This is a genomic window from Arthrobacter russicus, assembly GCF_031454135.1.
Lineage (GTDB): Bacteria > Actinomycetota > Actinomycetes > Actinomycetales > Micrococcaceae > Renibacterium > Renibacterium russicum.
Genome location: NZ_JAVDQF010000001.1, coordinates 3,347,068 through 3,364,425, shown reverse-complemented (window position 1 = coordinate 3,364,425; position 17,358 = coordinate 3,347,068). Strand labels below are relative to the sequence as shown.

The window sequence follows — 17,358 nt, the reverse complement described above, 5'->3', positions numbered from 1 at the left end:
GTCAGAGCCCGACGGAAGCGAGCAGATGACCCACTTCCTGCTGGCCGAGGACGCGGATGCTGCCCTGCTTCTGATCGCCCAAGCGGATCGGCCCGACCTGCAAGCGGACCAAACGCTCCACGGGGTAGCCCACCGCGTCGAACAAGCGGCGCACGATCCGGTTCTTGCCGGAGTGCAGTACCACCTCGACCAGCACATGGCCCGGAGTGGAGTCGACCAGCTTGAAAGCATCGACTTTGGTGACCCCGTCTTCGAGCTCGACGCCCTTTTTCATCTGGTTGCTGATCCCGGACTCCATCGGGCCCTTGGTCTGCACCAAGTAGGTTTTGGGCACCTGGTAGCTCGGATGGGTCAATCGGTTCGCCAACTCGCCGTCGTTGGTCAACAGCAGCAGGCCTTCCGTGGCCTGGTCCAGCCGGCCCACGTGGAACAGCCGCTCATGGGCGTATTTGTTTTTCAGGAAGTCGCTGATATTGCGGCGGCCTTCCGGGTCGTCCATTGTGGAGACCACGCCTTTGGGCTTGTTGAAGACCAGGTAGAGCATGTTCTCTTTGAGTTGCAGCCGAATCCCGTCGACCGCGATGATCGCGGTTTCGACATTGACCCGCAGGCCCAGTTCGGTGACGATCCGGCCGTCGACTTCCACCCGGCCGTCTTCGATCATCTCTTCGCAGACCCGGCGCGATGCGACGCCGGCCGAGGCCATCACCTTCTGCAGCCGCACGCCGTCCGGATCGTGCATGTCCTGGCCGTCGTTGGCGCGGTTGCGCGACGGCGGATTCTTCACCGGGCCGAGGTTCTGGCCGAACCGTTCCTTGCCGAACGGCCGGGACTTCGGCGCACCCTTTTTCGGGGCAGCGGCTTTGCCGCCGGTGTGCCGGGTTCCGGCTTTGCCGGCTCCACTGGCCCGCTTGGCGGCGCGTTCGCCGAACGATTTGCTGCCGGCTCCGCCGGGCTTGCCTCCGGATTGCGGCCGCTTGGGACGCCCTCCCTCGTTGCCGCCTCGGCCTTGTCCGCCGGATCTGGGGGTCGGTGTCATGGTTCGTCCTTAATCTCGCAACTTCTCAGCTGTGGTTTGTTTCGTCAAAATCTTCCAGGTTTTCCAGCCCTGGCAGGTGCGGTGCGATCTTCGGCAGCTCTTCAACGCTGCCCAGTCCCAACCGTTCCAGGAAATAGCCAGTGGTCCCGTAGAGGATGGCTCCGGTCTCCGGATCCGTCTCCATTTCGGTGATCAGTCCGCGTTGGGTCAGCGTCCTGACCACCGAGTCGACATTGACCCCCCGGATCGCGGAAATCCTGGCCCGCGATACCGGCTGCCGGTAGGCGATCACCGCGAGCGTCTCCAGTGCCGCCTGGGTCAGCCGCGCCGTCTGGCCTTCCAGGACGAACCGCTGCACCAGAGGCGCGAAGTCGCTGCGCGAGTAAAACCGCCAGCCACCGGCCACATTGCGCAATTCGAATCCCCTCGGTTGCTTGGCGGGGGTTTCGGCCTGCAACGCAGCGTCCGGATCGGTACCAGTATACCCGTTGTATTCCAGCACCAGATCGGCCAAGGCCCGGGCGACCTCGGCGACCGGCCGGCCCACCGCACTGGCCAGAGTCACCTCGTCGACTGGTTCGTCGACCACCATGAGCACCGCTTCGAGCGCCGCCGGCAAGCCGCCCGGCACCGCGTCGACGTCGAACATTTCGGGCTCCGGCTTCGGCGAGCCGGCCCCGGCTTCGGCTTCAGATTCGATTTCAGCGTGGCTCATCCGGCACCGGCTCCATATCTTCGTATTCTTCGCTCAGATTCTCCGCCGTCCAGTCCTGCTGCGCCCCGGTCCAGCGGATAGTCAGTTCGCCCAGCGGGCTGGCCTGCTCGAAGGCGATCACGGCGTCGCGGAACATCTCCAAGAGCGCCAGGAAACGGGCAACCACCACCAGAGTGCCGTCAGCATCGTTGATCAGCGCGCGGAAGGACAACGGTTTGCCGGCTTTGAGCCGTGCTCCGATGATTTCCGCCTGCTCCTTCACGCTCACCGGCGGGGCATGCAGATGGGCCAAGCCCACTTCGGTCGGCAAGGCTTCCCGCGGGGTGAGCGCTTTCGCGGCCAGCGCGGCGAACTGTTCCGGAGTGTGCTTCCAGACCAATTCCGGCAGCAGTGCGGCGAACGGCGCTTCCAAGCTGACCTGACGCGGGAAGCGCCGGCCTTCCTGCGCCAAGGTGCCGCCGAGCAGCGATGCCACCTGTTTGAACGCCTTGTACTGCAGAAGCCGGGCGAACAACAGGTCCCGGGCTTCGAGCAAGGCGATGTCTTCTTCATCCTCGACCTCGCCCTGCGGCAGCAATCGCGCCGCTTTGAGGTCCAGCAGAGTGGCCGCGATCACCAGGAATTCGCTGGCCTCGTCCAAGGCCCCGCTGGACAATGCGGTCTTGCCGCCGTCGGGCCCGTCCTGGCGCTGCATTGCCCGGATGTAGGAGATGAACTCATCGGTCACCGTGGCCAAGGCCACCTCGGTGATGTCCAGCTCGTGCTTGCCGATCAGCCCCAGCAGCAGGTCGAACGGTCCGGTGAAGTTGTCCAGCCGGACTTCGAAGCGGGCCTGGCCGGCCGATCCGGCGTCGGCCGACCCGGCCGGCTCGGTTTCGACCGCAGCAATCTCAGGGAGCTCCGCCACGGGCCACCAGCTCTTTGGCCAGGCGGCGGTAAGCCTCCGCGCCCTGGTGGTTTCCGGCGTACGAGGTGATCGGCTCGGCCGCGACCGTGGCGTCGGCGAACTTGATGGTCCGCTTGATCACGGTCTCGAAGACTTTGTCCCCGAAGGCTTCCACCAGGCGGGAAATCACTTCCCGGCTGTGCAGGGTCCGCGCGTCGTACATCGTGGCCAGCACGCCGTCGATCTGCAACCGGGGATTGATCCGGTCCTGGACCTTCTCGATGGTTTCCACCAGCAGCGCCACTGCGCGCAGGGCGAAGAACTCGCAGATCGACGGGATGATCACGCCGTGCGCGGCGGTGAGCGCGTTCACGGTGAGCAGACCCAAAGAGGGCTGGCAGTCGATCAGGATCACGTCGTATTCGTCTTCGACCTTGCGCAGCGCCCGGTCCAGCACCTGCTCGCGGGCGACTTCGTTGACCAGCTGGACTTCGGCCGCGGACAGGTCGATATTGGCCGGCAGCAAGTCGAGGTTTTCGGTTTCGGTCTGCCGGATCGCGTCTTTGACGTGCACCTTGCGGTCCATCAAAACGTTGTAGACGGTCAGGTCCAGTTCATGCGGGTTCGTGCCCAGACCGGCGGAAAGCGCACCCTGCGGGTCGAAGTCGACCAGCAGCACCCGGCGGCCGAGCTCGGCGAGCGCGGCGCCCAGGTTGATGGTCGACGTCGTTTTGCCCACGCCGCCCTTCTGGTTGACCATCGCGATCACCCGGGCGGGGCCGTGCGAGGTCAGCACCGGAGGCTCGGGGAATTCCGTCATCGGCCGGCCGGTGGGGCCGAGCACGGTTTCCAGATCCGTTCCGTCCAAGGTTTCGCTGCTCACCTGTTCACACTTTCCTCGTTGTGGCACTCTTGCAATGCTTAGCCACAACGTTACCGCTCGGCGAACGGCAGGCAAGGCAATTGCCGCAGGAGCATTTTCAAGCCTCAACCTTCAGCCTTAACCTGAATCTTCCGACTCGATCAACACCCCAAAACCCCGCGCGAGTGCACATTTGGTACGGGTGTTTTCCGAAAACATCCGCACCAAATGTGCACTCGCGCGGGATCATGGGCAGTTAGCCCAGCGATCAGACCCGAGCCAAAGCCTCCTGCGGTTCGGCGGCCGCTGCGTGGTTGTCGGCATTCATGCTGGCCTCGTCGAAAGGCTCGGATCCGGAAAGCACCCGGTCCACTTTGGCCCGGTCGATTTCCTTGACCCAGGTGCCCATCAGCACCGTCGCGACGGCGTTTCCGGTGAAGTTGGTCAACGCGCGGGCCTCGGACATGAAACGGTCGATGCCCACGATTACGCCGACGCCGTTGAGCAGCTCCGGACGGTGCGCCTGCAGGCCGGCGGCCAGGGTCGCTAGACCGGCACCGGTCACACCGGCAGCCCCCTTCGAGGCGATGATCATGAAGACCAGCAGCGAAACCTGCTCGCCGACGCCCATCTGCACGCCCATGGCATTCGCCACGAAGAGCGACGCCATGGTCAGGTAGATCGCGGTGCCATCCAGGTTGAACGAATAGCCGGTGGGCACCGTGACCCCGACCACCGGGCGGGAAACCCCGAGGTGCTCCATCTTGGCGATCAACCGGGGCAGCGCCGCCTCGGACGACGAGGTGGAGAAGATCAACAGGTACTCCCGGCCCAGGTACTTCATGAGCTTGAAGATATTGACCCGGGCGACGGCATAGAGCACGGTGCCGAGCACCAGCACGATGAAAGCGATGCAGGTGGCGTAGAACCCGAGCATCAGGACCAGCATCGACTTCACCGCCTCGAACCCGGTGGCTCCGACGACTGCGGCGATCGCGCCGAAAGCGCCGATCGGCGCGATCCACATGACCATCATCAGGATCCGGAAGACCAGAGCCTGGGCGGTTTTGACCGCGCGGAGGATCGGCTCGCCGGCTTTGCCCATTCGCTGCACCGCGAAGCCGACCAGGATCGCCACGAAAAGCGTCGGAAGCACCGGGATTCCGGGCGGGATGATGTCGATCAGGAAGTCGAAGAGCGCATTGCCGGTGCCCCCGCTGCCCGAGGGCTTGTAGGCCTGGAGCTTCAGTCCCTCGCCGGGGTGCAGGAAGTTTCCCACCACCAAACCGATCGCGAGCGCGAACGTGGACATCACCAGGAAGTAGGCCAACGCCAGGCCGCCGACCTTGCCGATCGTGGCGGCTTTGGCGATCGAGCCGATCCCGGTGACGATGGTGCAGAAGATCACCGGTGCGATCAGCATCTTGATCAAGTCTACGAAGATGTCGCCCAAAGGCTTGAGCGAGGTGGCGAAGTTCTTGGTCTCCTGCCCGGGCGGCGCGGTTGCCTGGGCGAGCAGGCCGACGACGACGCCCAGCACCACCGCGGCGATCACCGCGATGTAGAGCCAATGGGTCTTGTCGAGCCGGCGCTTGCGCTTCTCCCCCGGCACAGTTGCTTCTCCACGTTGAGAGCTCATGTTGATTCCTCCGATATCCTTGGACGGCGATCGCCCCCCAGCGTTTTCCAGGATCCAGACTGCCCGGGATTGTGACTGGGGTCACTGTTGCGGTCATATTGTTCATGACGCGGTTTCACTGCCGGGCTGTCGCCGAGGTGCCGGTTCCGCAGTTGCCGGAAGCCGGCATCCGGACCACGAAGAGGAGGGGTGGCATGCGGGACTGGAGCATCGCCCGCCGCCTGTTCCTGGGCCAGTTCCTGTTCATTTTGCTGCTGACCGCCGGGGTGGTGACCGCGGCCTACTTCGACGCCAGCGACCGCGCCTACAGCCAGGCCACCGAACGCACCAGCTCGATCGCAGCCACCCTGGCGGATTCGCCCTTGCTGCTCGAAGCCGCGGCGAGCCCCGACCCCACCGCCTTGCTGCAACCCTACGCCGAGGCCGTGATCCAGGAAACCAAAGTCGACTTCATCACGATCATGGCTCCGGACCGGACCCGGTGGACGCATCCGAACCCGGAGAAAATCGGCCTGCCGTACATCGGCTCGGTGGACCAGGCGCTTTCCGGACACCGCTACACCGAGACCATCGCCGGCACCTTGGGGCCTTCGCTGCGCACCATCGTGCCGGTCCTGGACCGCGCCGGGGCGGTCCAGGCGATGGTTTCCGTGGGCGTGACGGTTTCCGCTCTGGACATTGCCTCCAGCGGCCGGATCCCGTTCATCCTGCTCTTGGGCGCCGGCCTGCTGGCCGTGGGCACACTGACCTCGTGGTTACTGGGCCGGTATTTGAAACGGGTCACTTTGGGCTGGGGACCGGAGCGGATGGGCCAGCTGTTTTCCTATTACGAATCGGTGCTGCATTCGGTCCGCGACGGCCTGCTGCTGGTGGACCGCAAGGGCGAACTGGTGATGTACAACGATCAGGCCGCCGATCTGCTCGGCATCCCGCGCCCGGCCGACGGCGTGCCACGGCTTCCGCTGGAGGCCTTGCCGGTTCGCGATTCGCTCAAGGAACTGCTGCTCAGCGGCCGCTCCGTCCGTGACGAGATCCACGTGATCGAAGACCGGCTCCTGGTGGTCAGCCAGGAGCCGGCCAGCATGCCGGGAGCCAAAACGTCGTACGGCACGGTGTCGACGCTGCAGGACCACACCGAACTCCGGCGAATGGGCGATGAGCTCAGTTCCACCCGAACGCTCAGCGATGCGCTGCGCGCCCAGACCCATGAACACGCGAACCGGCTGCACACCGTCGTGTCGCTGCTGGAGTTGGGCCGCACCGAACAGGCCCTGGCCTTCGCCACCGAAGACCTCAGGCTCAGCCAGCAGCTGGTCGACGAAGTCGTCGACGCCGACCGTGAACCGGTGCTCGCCGCGCTGGTGATGGGCAAAATCGCCCAGGCAGCGGAACTCGGCATCGAATTGCGCGTCGAGGGAGACACCGGGGACAGTGCTGCGGGCTTCGAGCTGCTCAGCGCCCACGATGTGGTCACGATCGTCGGCAACCTGCTCGACAATGCGATGGATGCGGCCCGCTCCGGTACCCCGCCGCGTTGGGTGGCACTGGCCGTCGCGCACGACGAGTCCGCTCTGCGGCTGCGGGTCAGCGACAGCGGGCCCGGCCTCGGCGGAGCCGAGCCGGCGACGATCTTGGAGCGCGGCTTCAGCACCAAGGCGGCCGATGCCACCGGTCGGGGCATCGGATTGGCCCTGGTGCAGCAGTCGGTGCTGCAGCTGGGCGGCAGTTTGCAGATCTCCCCCGACGCCGAGTTCACCGTGACCGTGCCCCGGACCGCACCGGCAGGCCCGGCGTGATCCGGGTCCTGGTCGTCGACGACGAGCCGATCATGGCGGAGGCGCATGCCCTGTACGTGCAACGGCTGGAGGGTTTCGAGCTGACCGGAACCGTGCATGACGGGCAGGCCGCCTTGCGCTTCGTCGCGGAGCATCCGGAACTGGTCGACGTCCTGCTGCTGGATATGAATCTGCCGGATCTGCACGGTCTGGATGTCGCCCGCAGGCTGCGCAGCGCTGGCCGGCCGGTGGACATCGTGGCGATCACCGCGGTGCGCGATCTGGAGGTGGTCCGCGGGGCGATCGCGGCCGGCATCGTGCAGTATCTGATCAAGCCCTTCAGCTTCGCCTCGTTTGCCGAGAAGCTCGGCAACTACCGGACGTTCCGGGAACAATTGGCCGCCGCAGCCGGCCGCCCGGATGCCGCCCGACGGCCCGAAGTCGGCCAGCACGAGGTGGATCAGGCACTCGCCAGCCTGCGCGCACCGGCGCCCGCCGCACTGGCGCTGCCGAAAGGCCTGGCCCCGGAAACCCTCGCCGCCGTCGTCGGTCTGCTGCAGAACGCCCCGGGTTCGGTCTCCGCACAGGAAGTCACCGCAGCTTTGGGCATCTCCCGGGTGACTGCCCGGCGCTATCTGGAGTATTTGGCCGAGCGGGGTTCGGCCCGTCGGACGCCGCGTTACGGCACCCCGGGGCGGCCGGAAAACGAGTATTCCTGGATTTGACTCCGCTCCGGGCGGAAAATCCTGTCGGTTCCGCCAAGTTCACAGTTCTTTCATTGAATTTTTCGTAGTGGACCGGAGCGCTCAATGAATCTATTCTGAAGCAATAACTTGATATTTTTTCCTCTTTTCCCACTAGAGCAGAATTGAGAAATTCGCGTGCACATGAAGAGATTTCTTTCAATCCTTGGGGTCCTCACTGCTAGCACTGCTTTGATCTTGGGAACCGGTTTGTCCGCCCAGGCGGCCAGCACCGGCCCGGAAACCGACAACACAATGGCAGCTTTCGCCTATTCGCAGTTGAATCCGGGCGTCCAGCCCACCGGTTCCAATAACTGGTCTTGCAAACCCAGTGCCGATAAGCCCCGACCGGTGGTCCTGGCCCATGGCACCTTCGAAAACCAGTATGCCGATTGGTCCAAGCTGGCCCCAGTGCTCCAGCGCACCGGATACTGCGTCTTCTCCCTGGACTATGGCAATGACGACAAGAGCTTGGCCTCGATTCCTCCGGGGGTCAACGGCACCGGCGACATTCGGGATTCCGCGCGGGAATTCGGGGCTTTCGTCGACAAGGTGCTCGCTGCCACCGGAACCAGCAAGGTCGACGTCGTCGGACACTCGCAAGGCGGCACGATGCCCCGGCAGTACATGAAGTTCGAAGGCGGTGCCAAGAAAGTGCAGAACATGATCGGCATCGCGCCCACGAACAACGGCTCGACTTTCCAGGGATTTGACACCCTGGTACGTCAGCTGAACCGGTTCGGCGTCACCCAGGCGGTCGCAGGCCAGGCGATCAGCCAATGGACTGCGGACTCCGAGTTCGTCCGCACGCTCAATGCCGGCGGCGATACCCTGCCCGGCATCAACTACACCGTGATCGTGACCAAATACGACCAAATAGTCACCCCGTACGAATCCGGCTTCCTGAAGGCCGGCCCGGGCGCCACGGTCAACAACATCACCCTGCAGAATGGCTGCAGCATCGACCGCTCCGACCATCTGAGCATGGTCAATAGCCCCAGGGTCATCTACTACGTGCAGAAAGCCCTGGACCCGAACTACCGGAACGGAATCCTGGACGTGGCACCCTGCACTCCGCGCCTGCCGGGCGTCTGACCCGATCCCACTGGCGATCTGATCCGGCCGGGTTCCGGGACCGTGCTATTTGCGGTGCCGGAACCCGGCCGTCCAGCCATTCCCTGATTTCCCCTGTTCTTCCATAGATCCAGAAAGCTCAACGACGAGAGAAGCTGATTCCGATGAAAAAAGTAGCGTCCACGCTTGCGGTATTCACCGCCAGCGCTGCCTTGGTGTGGGCCACCGGGATGCCTGCCCAAGCATCCGGAATCGGGCCGCAATCCGATGATTTCCTGGCCACCTATGCCTATTCACAGCTGAATCCGGGCGTCCAACCCACTGGATCTAACAACTGGTCCTGCAAGCCCAGCGAGCAGAACCCGCGCCCCGTGGTCCTGGTCCACGGCACCTTCGAAAACCAATATGCCGACTGGTCCAACCTCGCTCCAGTGCTGCAGCGCACCGGTTATTGCGTCTTCTCTTTGGACTATGGGAAAAACCGGGACAGCGTCGCCGCGATCCCTCCGGGGGTGAATGGCACCGGAGACATTGCCGCCTCGGCGAAAGAACTCGGCGGGTTCGTGGACAAGGTCTTGGCTGCCACCGGCGCCGGCAAAGTCGATATCGTCGGCCATTCGCAAGGCGGCATGATGCCCCGGCAGTACCTCAAAGCCGAAGGCGGCGCGGCCAAAGTGCAGAACTTGGTCGGCATCGCCCCCTCCAGCCACGGCACCACCGGGTTCGGCACGAGCAAGCTCATCGGGCAGTTGAGCCGGTTCGGCGTCACCCAGGCGATCGCCGGCAAAGCCGCGGAGCAGCAAACCGCCGGCTCGGATTTCCTGAACCAGCTCAATGCCGGGGGCGATACCCTGCCCGGAGTGAACTACACCGTGATCGTGACCAAGTACGATCAAGTGGTCACGCCCTACGAATCCGGCTTCCTGGAGGCCGGTCCGGGTGCCACGGTGAACAACATCACGCTGCAGAACGGCTGCGAGGTCGATGCCTCCGACCATTTGAACATCGTCAACAGCCCGCGGGCGATCTATTTCGTCCAGAAAGCACTCAACCCGCAATTCCGCAACGGCATCCTGGACATCGCGCCCTGCACCGTCCGCGCGCCGAGCATCTGACCGGCTGGGGGCAGCAGTTCAGAGGAGCTGCGGCCCCGCAGCGGGCGGCTCAGAAAAACTGGTACAGCAGCAGGGCCATGCCGAACCCCACCAGGGAAAGCACGGTTTCCAATACCGTCCAACTGGCCAGGGTCTCTTTGACCGTGAGGTTGAAGTACTTCGCGATGATCCAAAAACCGGCGTCGTTGACGTGGCTGGCGATGATCGACCCCGAGGCGATCGAAATCACGATCAACGCCAGTTGCGGCTGCGAGAATCCACCGGCCAGGATCGCCGGCGCCAGAATCCCGCCAGTGGTCACGATCGCCACGGTGGCCGAGCCCTGGGCGATCCGCAGCCCGGAGGAGATCACGAAGGCGGAGACGATCAACGGCAGGCCCAGCTGGGCCAATGATCCGGCCACCGCCTGGCCTACGCCGGTCGCCGAAAGCACTGCGCCGAAGAATGCCCCGGCCCCGACGACCAGCAAGATCATGCCCACCGGGCGCAACGACGCAGCGCTCAGTTCGGAGAGTTCTTTGCCGGACATCCCGCGCCGGAGACCCAGCAACCACATGGCCAGCAATACCGCGACGGTCAGCGCGATGGCCGGGGTGCCGAAAAACTGCAAGACTGTCCGGACGCCGCCGGACGGCAACAGCACATTGCCGAAAGTGCCGCCCAGAATCAACAGCATCGGCAATCCGATGACCAGGAGCACGACCCAGATCGACGGCGGTTTGCCGTCCTCCGCGCGTTCGCTGCCGACCACCCGGTCTTCGGGCACCCGGACCATGATGCGTTTGCCGATCCAGCCGCCCCAGAGGATGCCGGAAGCGAACCAGGCGGGAATTCCGCAGGCCAGGCCCATCAGGATCACCCAACCGAGTTCCACCTGGAACAAGCCCGCGGCAGCCACTGGGCCCGGATGCGGCGGCAGGAACGCGTGCGTGACCGACAACCCGGCGAGCATCGGTAGGGCATAGCGCAGCAAGGAGAGCCCGCCGCGGATCGCCGCGATGTAGACCAGCGGCGCGAGGACGAAAATGCCGATGTCGAAGAACACCGGGATTCCGAGCACGAAGCCGGTGACGCCCATCGCCAACGGAGTGCCCTTTTCGCCGAAAATCCGGACCAGCCTGCCCAACAGCACCTCGGCGCCGCCCGAGCGTTCCAGCACCGCGCCGAGCACCGTGCCCAGTCCGATGATCACCGTGACGTGGCCCAGGATTCCGGCGAATCCCTTTTCCAGCAGCGAATCGCCGCTTTTGGTCGCGGTGCCGACCAACGCCTCGACGGACACCCCGCCGGCCAACGCCACCAGCACACCCACGCCGAGCAAGGCGATGAACGGTTCCAGCCTGACCTTGATGATCAGGAACAGCAACAGCGCGATGCCGGCACCGGCCAGCAGCAGCAAGCCTGCGGTATCGTGCTGCAGCCAGGCGATGAAACCGGCCATCAGCGCGGGTCCCCGGCCGGTCCGGCCGGCAACGCTGCGACGAATCCGCCGGCCCGGTCCGTGATTGCGGCCCAATCGCCGGCAGCGACGGCGGCCGGCGGCACCACCGAGGTGCCGCAAGCCACGGCGAAAGCCCCGGAACGCAGGTAGTCCGCGGCATTCCCGGCGTCGATTCCACCGGACGGCAGGAGTTTCACTCCGGGGAACGGGCCCAGCAGATCCTTCAGGTAGCCCGGCCCCATGGCCCGGGCCGGGAAGATCTTGACCACGGTCGAACCCAGGTCGAGGGCCTGGCCGACTTCGCTCGGGGTCAATGCACCCAAGGCGAATGGCACGCTGGCCCGGACCGCGACCTCCGCGACCTCGGGGCGCAGCCCGGGGGTGACCAGGAATTGGGCCCCGGAATCGATCGCCGCCCGGGCCTGTTCGCCGTCGAGCACCGTGCCCACGCCGACGGTAGCGCCGTGCTGCGCGGCGCTCCCAGCCGCGGTTTCGATCAGGCCGAGGACCCCGGGGATCGTGAAGGTCAGTTCGACGGCGCGGATGCCGCCGCGGACGAGCGCCCGGCAAAGCTCAGCCGGGTCCGGCACGGCATCGGCCCGGACCACAGCGACGGCGCGGTCCTGGCGCAAAAGTTGCCGGAAGTTTTCAGCAGGCATGGCGGGTCCTTCGATAGTAGGGGCGTTGCGGCGGTGCAGCGCCGGCGGTTCAGGGTCGGCGGTTTTGGGATTGGTCATTGTGGCGTCGCCGGCTTTGGGTTTTCGCCGCGGCCCGGCCATCGGCCTGCCGGCGCAACGCCCGACCGGCGCGGACCCCGGTCGGCAGCCCTTCGGAAATCGCGGCCTGCCCGTTGACGTACACCGAGTGGATTCCGATCGCGGCGCGGCGCGGCTCGGCGAAGCTGGCCCGGTCCGCGACGGTCAGCGGGTCGAAAAGCACCAGGTCGGCGGCGTAGCCGGCTTTGACCAGCCCCCGCTCGGCCAATTTGAGCCGGGCAGCGGGTCGTCCGGTCAGGTGGTGCACCATTTCTTCCAGGCCCAGCAAGGCCAGATCCCGGCTGTAATGGCCGAGGTAGCGCGGAAAGGTCCCCCAGGCCCGCGGGTGCGGTTTGCGCCCGGTCAGGATCCCGTCGCTGCCACCGGTATGCGCCCGGTGCTGCATGATCAGCCGCACATTCGCTTCGTCGCCGACGTGCTGCAGGATGCCGGTGCCCAGCCGGTCCTGTTGCAGGATTCCGACGAACACGTCGAAGGGCTCGGCGCCGGTGCGTTCGGCCAGTTCGGCGATGGTTTTGCCGACCATCGGGTCCAGTTCCGGATTCTGCACCCCGCTGATCTCGATGCTGTGCCAATCCGCGACGACTCCGTGGCAACCGTCCGAGCCGTGGATTTCAACCGCCTCGCGGATCCGCGCGCGGGATTCCGGATCCGCCAATCTGGCCAGGATCTCCGGCACCCCGCCGGCCGTCGCCCAGCTGGGCAGGATTGCCGACAGCGTGGTCGCCCCCGGCAAGTACGGGTAGCTGTCCAAGCTGATGTCGACGCCTTCGTTGAGCGCCGCGTCGATGAGTGCCAGGAGCTCGCCGGCGCGGCCCCGGTTCTCCGGGAAGTTCATCGTGGCGTGCGCCAAATGTAAGGCGCATCCGGTTTGTTGGCTGAGCCCGATCATCTCCGCATAAGCGGCCAGCGCACCCTTCCCGTACGAACGGTGGTGCGGCGCATAGAAACCGCCCAGCTCCGCGACCACCCGGCAGAGCGCAATGAGTTCCGCCTGGTCCGCGTACATGCCCGGCGGATAGGTCAGCCCGGACGACATGCCGAGTGCGCCCTGTTGCATCGCTTCCCGGACCAGGCGGCACATCTGTACCAGCTGGCCACCGCTGGGCCGGCCTTCCGTGAAACCCATCACCAGCGCCCGTACGCTGCCCTGCGGCACCAAGTAGGCGGCATTGCCGGCGATTCCGGAACCATCCAACCGGTCCAGGTATCCGGCCACGCTGCGCCAATTGAAATCGAACCCTTCCGGATCCCCGTTCCATCCGGCGATCTTCTGCCGGATGCCGGCCAGCGTGGCGTCGTCCACCGGTGCGTAGGACAAGCCGTCCTGGCCGAGCAGCTCGGTGGTGACGCCCTGGCTCAGCTTGGCGAGGTGCCCGGGTTCGGTCAGCAGATGCAGATCCGAATGCGCATGCATGTCGATGAAACCCGGGGCGAGCACCAGGCCGTCGGCCTCGATGGTCTGCGCGGCGCGCAGCGAACCGGGCTGTTCGATGCTCCGGATGACTCCGCCCGACACCAGCACGTCGGCGAGCCGGCGCGGCGCACCGGTCCCGTCGATCACGGTGGCCCGGCGGAACAGTACCCGGCCGGCCGGCGGCCCGGCGTGGACAGTCACCGGAGGCCTAGAAGAACGTGCGCACGAGGTCGACCACCCGGTCGCCGTCGAGCACCGGGATCAGGGTCCACTTGTCGAAGGCCGTGCAGGGATGCGAAAGGCCCAACCGGACCACCTGGCCGATCCGGACTTCGGTCGACGCCGGATCGAAGGCGAGATAACAATGCTGGTCGTTGACCGCGGTGATCGTGGCACCGGGCAGCGGCGCCAGCCCGGCGCCGAGCTCCACCGCGATCCCCTGCGGTTCGGGCAGCCCTTCATCGAACGGCAGGTCCCGTTTTCCGGCGTCGAGGATTGCCAACCCCGGCTCCGGTTGCGAAACCACCCTGGCCCAGGCGTGCATTCCGGCCGCGAACGGCTGCCCCTGATCGGCCCGGGAGAACGGCGAAACACCTCGGTAGAAGCCGTCGTCGTGGACCAGGTAGGCACCGCTGCGGAGCAGGATTTCGACGCCTTCGGCACGGTACTGGCCCCAGGCTTCCAGGACCAGGTCGAAGTAGGCGCTGCCGCCGGCGCTGAGGATCACCCGACGGCCCGGGGCATAGCAGCCTTGCGCCAGCAGGGCCTCGTGCAGCCCGGCGAATTCGCTGAGATAGTCGCGCACCGCAGCCAGACCGGCGGCCGAGGCATCGTGCGCGAGTGATCCCTCGTAGCCGGCGACGCCGGCCAGCCGCAGTCGCGGCGAATCGGCGACCGCCGCAGCCACCTCGAGCGCGGCCTGGATTCCCCGGGCACCGGTCCGGCCGCCGGCCCCGCCGAGTTCGACCAGCACTTCCAGTTCGCTCGGGACCATTTCCACCGGCAACTCGGCCAGCACCGCATCGATCCGTTGCACGGTCTGCAGATCATCCACCCAGGACACGATCCGGGTGCCGGCCGCCACCGCCGCCGCAGTCCAACGGATGGCTTCCCGATCGACCAGCGCGTTCGCCAGCATGATCGTGGGCATGCCGAATTCCGAAGCCACCCGCATTTGGGCCAGGTTCGCCAGCGTGATCCCCCAGGCACCGCGCTCCAGCTGACGCTGCCACAGTTGCGGGGCCATCGTGGTTTTGCCGTGCGGCGCGAGGCTTACCCCCTGGCTCTGGCACCACTGCGCCATCCGTTCCAGATTCGCCGTGAGCGCCTGCCCGTCCAAACTCAGCAAGGGGGTTTGCAGATCGGCCAGCCGCGGCCCGGTTGCCAGGAACTCCCGGACGGTCAACCCCTGGGCAGCCACCGGCGCCGCCTTGAACCGCCAATCCAACGGTTGTTCCGACAGTCGTCCGATGGGGTCGGGGGCAGGGAAACTCATATGATTCCTTCGATGTTGCGTAATCTGCAACGCATGTTGCAAAAAATTGTGAGCCATGTCTAACATGACTCAGATTCGACCGTCAAGGTCCCACCGCACTGCGGTCCAGCATTGATTCGAGGAAGGCCCGGACGCCGGGCCGGAAGGGGAACCATCGTGCGTTCGGCCCTGTGCCTCGGAGAAACCATGGCGGTGCTGAGCCCGGATCCGCCCGTCGGTTTGGCCGCCGCGGACCGGTTCAGCTGCGGCATCGGCGGTGCGGAATCGAATGTGGCCATGGGCTTGGCCGCCTTCGGGGTGCCGGTGTCCTGGATCAGCCGGCTGGGCGAGGACGGATTCGGCCGCAAGATCTTGGCCGCCCTGGCCCAACACGGCGTCGATGTGGCCCAGGTGCAGATCGACCGGGAACGGCCCACCGGACTGTACTTCAAAGACCCCGCGGCCGAGCCGGAGCACAGCGTGCGCTACTACCGGCAGGGCTCGGCGGCCGCTGCGATGGCACCCGATCTGCTGGCCGACCCGGCAGTCGCCGCCTTGCTGGCCGGTGCCGGACTGGTGCATCTGAGCGGCATCACTCCGGCGCTTTCGCCGAGTTGCCGGGCGCTCTGCGAACAGCTGTTGCGGCTGCCGCGCGACGGCCGGGTGTTCAGTTTCGACCTCAATTGGCGCCCGGGGCTGTGGCACGGGCAAGACGCCTCGCTTTTGCGCGGGCTTGCCGACTCGGCCGACGTGCTGCTCCTCGGTGCGGACGAAGCTGAGCAGGCTTTCGGCACCGGCAGTGAAGCCGAACTGCGCACCCTGCTCCCCGGCCCCGAGACCTTGGTGCTCAAAAAGGCCGCGGATTCCGCGGTTTCGCTGCACCGGGATCCGGCGACCGGCCGCGAGTCGCGTACCGAAGTCCCGGCTTTGTCGGTGGCATTGCTGGAACCGGTCGGCGCCGGCGATTCCTTCGCCGCCGGTTATCTCAGCGGGCTGCTCGCCGGCCTGGACGAAACTTCCAGACTCCGCCGGGGCCACCTGGCCGCCGCCTGCACGCTCACGGTCGCCGGAGACCGGGGGGCGCTGCCGGAAGAAGCGGTGATCGAGGCGCTGCTGGGGTCCAGCGAGGCGCAGTGGCGTGCCACCTCGGTGGCTCCGGGGCGGATCGAATCGCCGGCCCTGCCGGCACCTGCGGTTCTACCGGGACGGCCGATCCCGGCCGGAAGCAGTGTGCTCCGATGAGCCAGAGCCTGATCCGCGGCCTCGAACTGCTCAGCCAGCTGGCCGGCCAGCCTGCGACCTTGGATGAACTCGCGGCACGAGCCGCGGTGCACAAAACCACGGTGATGCGCTTGCTGCACGACCTGGAGGCACAACGCTTCGTGTTCCGGGACGGGCAGCAGCGGTACCGGCTCGGCGCGAAGATCTTCGAACTTTCCGCCCGGGCGCTGGAACAACGCGACATCCGCGCGGTGGCCCGGCCACATCTGGCCGCACTCAACGAGGCGACCGGGCACACCGTGCACCTGGCGGCTTTCGAAGGACGGGAGGTGGTGTACATCGACAAGTTCGAGTCCCGGCACCCGGTCCGGATGTATTCCCGGATCGGATTGACTGCGGCGCTGCATTCGGCCGCGGTCGCCAAAGTGCTGCTCGCCGACCTGCCGGCCGAACGGCGCGCCGCGATCGCCGGGCAGATCGACTATGTCAAAGCCACCGAGAACACCATTCTGACACCGCCCGCCCTACTGGCCGAGCTCGAACTGGTCCGGCAGCAGGGCTGGGCCCACGACGATTGCGAACACGAGCCGTTGGTGCACTGCATCGCCGCACCGGTCCGGGATGCCAGCGGAACCGTAGTCGCCGCCGTTTCGACCTCGGTGCCCACCGTGTTGTTGGACCGGGAAGGCCTGCTCGGCCTGCTGCCCGGTTTGAAAAGCTCCGCCGACGCGGTTTCCCGCGAACTCGGCCATTTACCGAAAGGAACCACCCGATGAGCAAAAAGACCGTCGTCCTGACCCCGGATGCCCCGGCCCCGGCCCACGTTTTCTCGCAAGGCGTCAGCAAAGGAGGCCTGCTCCAGGTTTCCGGTCAGGGCCCGATGGACCCGGCGAGCAACCAGTACATCGGCGCCGGAGACGTCCGGGAACAAACCCGGCGGACTCTGGAAAACGTCAAGGCGATCCTGGAAGCCGGCGGTTCCTCGGTGGAGGACGTGCTGATGTTCCGGGTGTATCTGACCACCCGGGATGATTTCGCCGCGATGAACGAGGTCTACGCCGAATTCATCCAGACGAACGTGCCCTCCGGCGCGCTGCCCAGCCGGACCACGGTCTTCGTGGACTTGCCGCACGAGGTCATGCTGGTGGAGATCGACGCGCTCGCGGTGCTTTCCTGACCTT

General features: G+C 65.9%; 16 protein-coding genes. 7 read left to right on the top strand and 9 right to left on the bottom strand.

Features of this window, described 5'->3' with window-relative positions; genetic code table 11:
• Position 1: 1 nt before the first annotated feature.
• The 5 genes from JOE69_RS15770 to JOE69_RS15750 form a co-directional block, all read right to left on the bottom strand.
• A complete protein-coding gene (locus JOE69_RS15770) occupies positions 2-1,039 on the bottom strand; it encodes a pseudouridine synthase (RefSeq protein WP_296361233.1) in 1,038 nt (345 codons plus the stop codon).
• A gap of 25 nt (positions 1,040-1,064) precedes the next feature.
• Entirely contained in the window at positions 1,065-1,754 is a 690-nt protein-coding gene (gene scpB, locus JOE69_RS15765; protein WP_374709721.1) for an SMC-Scp complex subunit ScpB, read from the bottom strand.
• Positions 1,741-2,661, bottom strand: a complete 921-nt coding sequence (locus JOE69_RS15760; RefSeq protein WP_374709720.1) for a segregation and condensation protein A — start codon at positions 2,659-2,661, stop codon at positions 1,741-1,743. The genes scpB and JOE69_RS15760 overlap by 14 nt, the downstream gene beginning before the upstream one ends.
• On the bottom strand, positions 2,645-3,460 hold the full coding sequence (locus JOE69_RS15755; RefSeq protein ID WP_425545991.1) for a ParA family protein: 816 nt from the start codon (positions 3,458-3,460) through the stop codon (positions 2,645-2,647). Before JOE69_RS15755 ends, JOE69_RS15760 begins: the two co-directional genes overlap by 17 nt.
• Positions 3,461-3,770: 310 nt before the next feature.
• Entirely contained in the window at positions 3,771-5,141 is a 1,371-nt protein-coding gene (locus JOE69_RS15750) for a cation:dicarboxylate symporter family transporter (RefSeq protein WP_309800301.1), read from the bottom strand.
• A 194-nt stretch (positions 5,142-5,335) separates the two neighbouring features.
• Between JOE69_RS15750 and JOE69_RS15745 the strand changes: the two genes are divergently transcribed.
• The 4 genes from JOE69_RS15745 to JOE69_RS15730 all read left to right on the top strand — a co-directional run bounded on the left by JOE69_RS15745 (position 5,336) and on the right by JOE69_RS15730 (position 9,848).
• Positions 5,336-6,937 carry an ATP-binding protein gene (locus JOE69_RS15745; RefSeq protein ID WP_309800299.1) on the top strand — a complete coding sequence of 534 codons (1,602 nt, stop codon included), beginning with the start codon at positions 5,336-5,338 and terminating at the stop codon, positions 6,935-6,937.
• On the top strand, positions 6,934-7,641 hold the full coding sequence (locus JOE69_RS15740) for a response regulator (protein ID WP_309800297.1): 708 nt from the start codon (positions 6,934-6,936) through the stop codon (positions 7,639-7,641). The genes JOE69_RS15745 and JOE69_RS15740 overlap by 4 nt, the downstream gene beginning before the upstream one ends.
• 228 nt (positions 7,642-7,869) lie before the next feature.
• Positions 7,870-8,754, top strand: a complete 885-nt coding sequence (locus JOE69_RS15735) for an esterase/lipase family protein (RefSeq protein ID WP_309800295.1) — start codon at positions 7,870-7,872, stop codon at positions 8,752-8,754.
• A gap of 143 nt (positions 8,755-8,897) precedes the next feature.
• The gene (locus tag JOE69_RS15730) at positions 8,898-9,848 is read left to right on the top strand and encodes an esterase/lipase family protein (protein ID WP_309800292.1); all 951 of its coding nucleotides are present in this window, start codon (positions 8,898-8,900) and stop codon (positions 9,846-9,848) included.
• A gap of 49 nt (positions 9,849-9,897) precedes the next feature.
• Here JOE69_RS15730 and JOE69_RS15725 read toward each other — a convergent pair whose 3' ends face one another.
• From JOE69_RS15725 to JOE69_RS15710, 4 genes are read right to left on the bottom strand one after another with little or no spacing between them, the layout of a single operon-like run.
• Positions 9,898-11,289, bottom strand: coding sequence for a GntP family permease (locus JOE69_RS15725; protein WP_309800290.1), 1,392 nt, complete (start codon positions 11,287-11,289; stop codon positions 9,898-9,900).
• A complete protein-coding gene (locus JOE69_RS15720) occupies positions 11,289-11,948 on the bottom strand; it encodes a bifunctional 4-hydroxy-2-oxoglutarate aldolase/2-dehydro-3-deoxy-phosphogluconate aldolase (protein WP_309800288.1) in 660 nt (219 codons plus the stop codon). The genes JOE69_RS15725 and JOE69_RS15720 overlap by 1 nt, the downstream gene beginning before the upstream one ends.
• Positions 11,949-11,997: 49 nt before the next feature.
• Entirely contained in the window at positions 11,998-13,683 is a 1,686-nt protein-coding gene (locus JOE69_RS15715; protein WP_309800286.1) for an N-acyl-D-amino-acid deacylase family protein, read from the bottom strand.
• 7 nt (positions 13,684-13,690) lie between these two features.
• On the bottom strand, positions 13,691-14,977 hold the full coding sequence (locus tag JOE69_RS15710; RefSeq protein ID WP_309800284.1) for a type III PLP-dependent enzyme domain-containing protein: 1,287 nt from the start codon (positions 14,975-14,977) through the stop codon (positions 13,691-13,693).
• Positions 14,978-15,133: 156 nt separating this feature from the next.
• Between JOE69_RS15710 and JOE69_RS15705 the strand changes: the two genes are divergently transcribed.
• The 3 genes from JOE69_RS15705 to JOE69_RS15695 are packed head-to-tail and all read left to right on the top strand — an operon-like array spanning position 15,134 to position 17,354.
• Positions 15,134-16,198, top strand: a complete 1,065-nt coding sequence (locus tag JOE69_RS15705; protein ID WP_309800282.1) for a sugar kinase — start codon at positions 15,134-15,136, stop codon at positions 16,196-16,198.
• Positions 16,195-16,953 (top strand): IclR family transcriptional regulator, encoded by a 759-nt coding sequence (locus tag JOE69_RS15700; RefSeq protein WP_309800280.1) that lies wholly within the window; start codon positions 16,195-16,197, stop codon positions 16,951-16,953. Before JOE69_RS15705 ends, JOE69_RS15700 begins: the two co-directional genes overlap by 4 nt.
• Entirely contained in the window at positions 16,950-17,354 is a 405-nt protein-coding gene (locus JOE69_RS15695; RefSeq protein ID WP_309800277.1) for a RidA family protein, read from the top strand. The genes JOE69_RS15700 and JOE69_RS15695 overlap by 4 nt, the downstream gene beginning before the upstream one ends.
• The last annotated feature ends 4 nt before the right edge of the window (positions 17,355-17,358 follow it).

Coding starts and splice junctions, on each gene's coding strand:
- JOE69_RS15745 (WP_309800299.1), top strand. CDS start 5,336: ATGCGGGACTGGAGCATCGCCCGCCGCCTGTTCCTGGGCCAGTTCCTG.
- JOE69_RS15710 (WP_309800284.1), bottom strand. CDS start 14,977: ATGAGTTTCCCTGCCCCCGACCCCATCGGACGACTGTCGGAACAACCG.
- scpB (WP_374709721.1), bottom strand. CDS start 1,754: ATGAGCCACGCTGAAATCGAATCTGAAGCCGAAGCCGGGGCCGGCTCG.
- JOE69_RS15770 (WP_296361233.1), bottom strand. CDS start 1,039: ATGACACCGACCCCCAGATCCGGCGGACAAGGCCGAGGCGGCAACGAG.
- JOE69_RS15730 (WP_309800292.1), top strand. CDS start 8,898: ATGAAAAAAGTAGCGTCCACGCTTGCGGTATTCACCGCCAGCGCTGCC.
- JOE69_RS15695 (WP_309800277.1), top strand. CDS start 16,950: ATGAGCAAAAAGACCGTCGTCCTGACCCCGGATGCCCCGGCCCCGGCC.
- JOE69_RS15725 (WP_309800290.1), bottom strand. CDS start 11,289: ATGGCCGGTTTCATCGCCTGGCTGCAGCACGATACCGCAGGCTTGCTG.
- JOE69_RS15750 (WP_309800301.1), bottom strand. CDS start 5,141: ATGAGCTCTCAACGTGGAGAAGCAACTGTGCCGGGGGAGAAGCGCAAG.
- JOE69_RS15720 (WP_309800288.1), bottom strand. CDS start 11,948: ATGCCTGCTGAAAACTTCCGGCAACTTTTGCGCCAGGACCGCGCCGTC.
- JOE69_RS15700 (WP_309800280.1), top strand. CDS start 16,195: ATGAGCCAGAGCCTGATCCGCGGCCTCGAACTGCTCAGCCAGCTGGCC.
- JOE69_RS15755 (WP_425545991.1), bottom strand. CDS start 3,460: ATGACGGAATTCCCCGAGCCTCCGGTGCTGACCTCGCACGGCCCCGCC.